This window comes from Streptomyces sp. NPDC056373 (genome assembly GCF_042262425.1).
Classification (GTDB): Bacteria; Actinomycetota; Actinomycetes; order Streptomycetales; family Streptomycetaceae; genus Streptomyces.
Window position 1 is genome coordinate 1 of the sequence record NZ_JBHJPX010000042.1, and the last position, 4118, is coordinate 4118.

Consider the following 4118-nt stretch of genomic DNA (forward strand, 5'->3'; position numbering starts at 1 on the left):
TTCAGCTCACCGTACGACCACTCCACCTCACCGCAGACCACCGCACGCGCATCCGGAGCCGACGCCACCCGCCGCTCCACCAACTCCACCAGGGACACATCGGGGTCGATCACCTCGTTGTCGTTGACGCCGACGACGAGCCGCTCGTGTTCGCCGGGCACCAGCACGTCCACGCCGGACACGGGTGCGGCGGCGTCCGCGACCAGGCCGCGCAGCACGTGGACGAAGCGCTCGACGAACGCGGTCACCGTGTCGCGGTCGAAGAGTTCCGTCGCGTATTCGAGGTAGCCGCGCGCGCCGGAACCGTCCCGGTTCTCGGAGAGGGTGAGGTAGAGGTCGAACTTGGCGGTCCGGGTCTGTACGACACCGGGGGTGGCGGTCAGTCCGGGCAGGTCGAAGTCGACGTGCAGCGTGTCGTGCCAGGCGAACATCACCTGGAACAGCGGGTGGTAGGCCCGGGACCGCTCGGGGTTGAGGAGTTCCACGAGCCGCTCGAAGGGCAGGTCCTGGTTGTCGTAGGCCGCCAGGGCCTTGCCGCGCACCCGCTCCAGCACCTCGGAGAAGGTCGGGTTGCCCGACAGGTCCGTCCGCAGCACCCAGGTGTTCACGAAGAAGCCGACCAGATCGCCCAGGGCCTCGTCGCCCCGGCCCGCGATGGGCGCGCCGATCGACACGTCCTCGCCGCCGCCCAGCCGGCCCAGCAGCACCGACAGGGCCGCCTGCATGAACATGGACATGGTGACGTCGTGGCGGCGGGCCGTCTCCCGGGCGACGGCGAGGAGTTCCGCGTCGAGCGTGAACTCCAGAATGTCGCCCTGGTGGCCGGCCACGGGCGGGCGGGGCCGGTCCAGGGGCAGTTGCATGGGCTGCGGAGCGCCGGCCAGTTCCTCGCGCCAGTACGCCGCCTGCCGCGCCGCGAGGGCGGCGGGATCGTCCGGGTCGCCGAGGAGGTCGCGCTGCCAGAGGGTGTAGTCGGCGTACTGGACCGGCAGTTCCTCCCAGCCCGGGGCACCGCCGCCCAGGCGGGCGGTGTACGCCGCCGACAGGTCGCGGGCCAGCGGCGCCATCGACTCCCCGTCGAAGGCGATGTGGTGGGTGACCAGCGCGAGCACATGGTCCCGCGGTCCGGCCCGGAACAGGGTGGAGCGCAGCGGGATCTCGGCCGTGAGGTCGAACCGGTGCTCCATCGCCCGGGACACCCGGTCGGCCAGTTCGTGCGCGGGCACCTCCACCGCGTCGAGTGCGGGCGCCGCCTCGCCGAGCGGGAGGACGCGCTGGTACGGCACACCGCCCTCGTCCTCGTCGAACACGGTCCGCAGGCTCTCGTGCCGCTCCACCACGTCCCGCACCGCGGCGGCCAGCGCGGCTTCGTCCAGCTCACCCTCCAGCCGGAGGGCCAGCGGGATGTTGTAGGTCGCCGAGGGGCCGTCGAAGCGGTGCATGAACCACAGTCGGCGCTGGGCGTAGGAGAGGGGGATGTGCTCGAGGCGGTCCGTGCGGGGGCGCAGCGCGGGTCGCACCGGTCCGCCGGAGGTCAGGTGCGGGGCCAGCTCGGCGACGGTCGGCGCGTCGAAGACGGTGCGCACGGCCAGTTCGGTGCCGAGCGCCTCGCGGATGCGGCTGACCAGCCGCGTGGCCAGCAGGGAGTGGCCGCCCAGGGCGAAGAAGTTGTCATCGGCGCCGACCCGGTCGAGGCCGAGCAGTTCGGCGAAGAGCGCGGCGAGCGCCGTCTCGGTGGCGCCGTCGGGGGCGCGGTACTCGGAGCCGGTGATCCCGGGTTCGGGCAGGGCCGCCCGGTCCACCTTTCCGTTCGCCGTCGTGGGCAGCCGGTCGAGCAGGACGAACGCCGACGGCACCATGTGGCCGGGCAGCCGTTCGGCCAGGAAGGCGCGCAGGTCGTCCACGGTGACGTGCTCGTCCACCGGCACGACGTAGCCGACCAGTTGCTTGCCCATGTCCGCGGTGCGACCGGCGCGGGCCACCACTGCCGCGCGGACCACGCCGGGATGGCCGTCCAGGGCGTTCTCGACCTCGCCTGGCTCTATCCGGAAACCGCGGATCTTCACCTGGTCGTCGATCCGGCCGAGGTAGTCCAGCTGGCCGTCGTCCCGCCAGCGAACCTGGTCGCCGGTGCGGTACATGCGCTCGCCGGCGGGCCCGAACGGGTCGGCGACGAAACGCTCGGCGGTGAGTCCGGGCCGGCGCAGGTAGCTGCGGGCGACACCCCGGCCGGCGATGTACAGCTCGCCGACCGCGCCGGGCGGCACCGGCCGCAGCCAGGGGTCCAGCACGTACAGCCGAGTGTTGAGCACGGGCCGCCCGATGGGCGGGGCTGTGCCGTCGGCCACGAGCGGGTCGCTCAGCGTGGCCACGCACGTGGTCTCGGTCGGTCCGAAGCCGTTGATCAGCCGACGGTCCGGGGCCCAGGTCTCCACGATGCCCGGCGGCACCGCTTCCCCGCCCACCCCGAGCGTGGCCAGGTGCGCGAACCTCTCGGGCGGCAGGGTGGCGAGGGTCGAGGTGGCGATGAGACCGACGCTGATCTCCGCCTCGGTGAGGGTGGCGGCCAGGGACTCGCCGATCTGCTGGCCCGGGGGCACGACGAGGGTGGCCCCGGCGGCGAACGCCGTCAGCCATTCCATGACGGAGATGTCGAAGCTGGGCGAGGTGCAGGCGAGCACCTTGGACCGCGCCGTCACCTCGAACCGCTCGATCTCGGTGCGGGCCAGACTGGGCAGCGGGCTGTGCGGTACGACGACACCCTTGGGCCGTCCGGTCGAGCCGGAGGTGTAGATGACGTACGCGGTGTGCTGCGGCCGCAGGGGGCCACGGCGGTCGGCGTCGGTGGGGTCGCCGCCGGGGCGGCGCTCGAGCTGCGCGAGGGTGGCCGGGTCGTCGAGTACGACGATGCCGGGGTGGTGGGGAAGTCCCCCCGCCCACTCGGCCCGCGTCAGCAGCAGTGCCGGCTGCGCGTCGTCGAGCATGTAGGAGATCCGCTCGGCCGGGTAGGCCGGGTCGACGGGCAGGAAGGCACCGCCGGCCTTGACCACCGCCAGCAGCGCGGTGATCTGCTCCACCGAGCGCGGCAGTGCCAGCGCCACCGTCGTCTCGGGGGCCACGCCGCGCTCGATCAGCATGTGCGCGAGGCGGTTGGCCCGGGTGTTCAGTTCACCGTAGGTCAGGGTGAGGTCGCCGGAGACGACGGCGGTCGCGTCCGGAGTGAGGGCGGCCTGCCGCTCGAACAGCTCGGGCACGGTCTCGTCGGGCACGGACGCGGCCGTGTCGTTGAGGTCGCGAAGGAGGCGGTCACGCTCCGCGGGGGCGAGCATGGGCACACCGGCGAGCTTGCGGTCACCGTCCTCGGTCAGGGCGCACAGCACGCGGCGCACCCGTGCAGCCATGTCCTCGACGTCCGCGGGAGCGAGTGCGTCGAGCCGGTACTGGAGAATGATCCGCAGGTACGGATCGAGGTCGGCGGCGAGCATCAGCGGGTAGTGCGTGACGGAGAACGGCCGCAGACCGGTGACGGCGATGCCGGCCTCCTCGCCCGCCTCGGCGAGCGCTCCCTGGTCCTCCGGATAGGACTCGAAGACGACCAGGGTGTCGAACAGGGCCGGGAGCCCGGTGCGCTGCTGGATCTCGGTGAGCCCGTGGTGATGGTGTTCCATCAGGGCCGCCTGCCGGTGCTGGAGCCCGCGCAGGAGGCCGGTCACGGTGTCCGACGGAGCGAGCGGCACCCGCACCGGCAGGGTGTTGATGAACATGCCGATCATGGAGTCGGCGCCGGGCACCTCGGGCGGCCGTCCGGAGACGGTGGCGCCGAACAGCACGTCCTGCCGTCCCGTCAGCTGGCCGAGCACCAGGGCCCAGGCGCCCTGCACCATGGTGTTGACGGTGACGCCCAGTTCCCCCGCCCGGCGGGCGATCCGCTCCGCCTCGTCCTGGGTGAGGTTCACGTCGGCCTGGCCGAAGCCGGTGTCGTGCGCGGCGGTCCTTCCGACGGCCGCGGGCGCGATGAGCGTGGGCTCCTCGACCCCGTCGAGTTCCGCGGCCCAGGCGTCGGCCGCGGCGGCCCGGTCCTGCCGGGTCAGCCAGGCCAGGAAGTCCCGGTAACCGGC

The 4118-nt window shown here is 73.0% G+C and carries 1 protein-coding gene; it reads right to left on the reverse strand.

The genetic code is table 11. From position 1 onward, the window contains the following. Window positions 1-4118 (reverse strand): amino acid adenylation domain-containing protein (locus tag ACFCXS_RS39290; RefSeq protein ID WP_376648135.1); only part of this gene is annotated, 4118 nt, incomplete at both ends.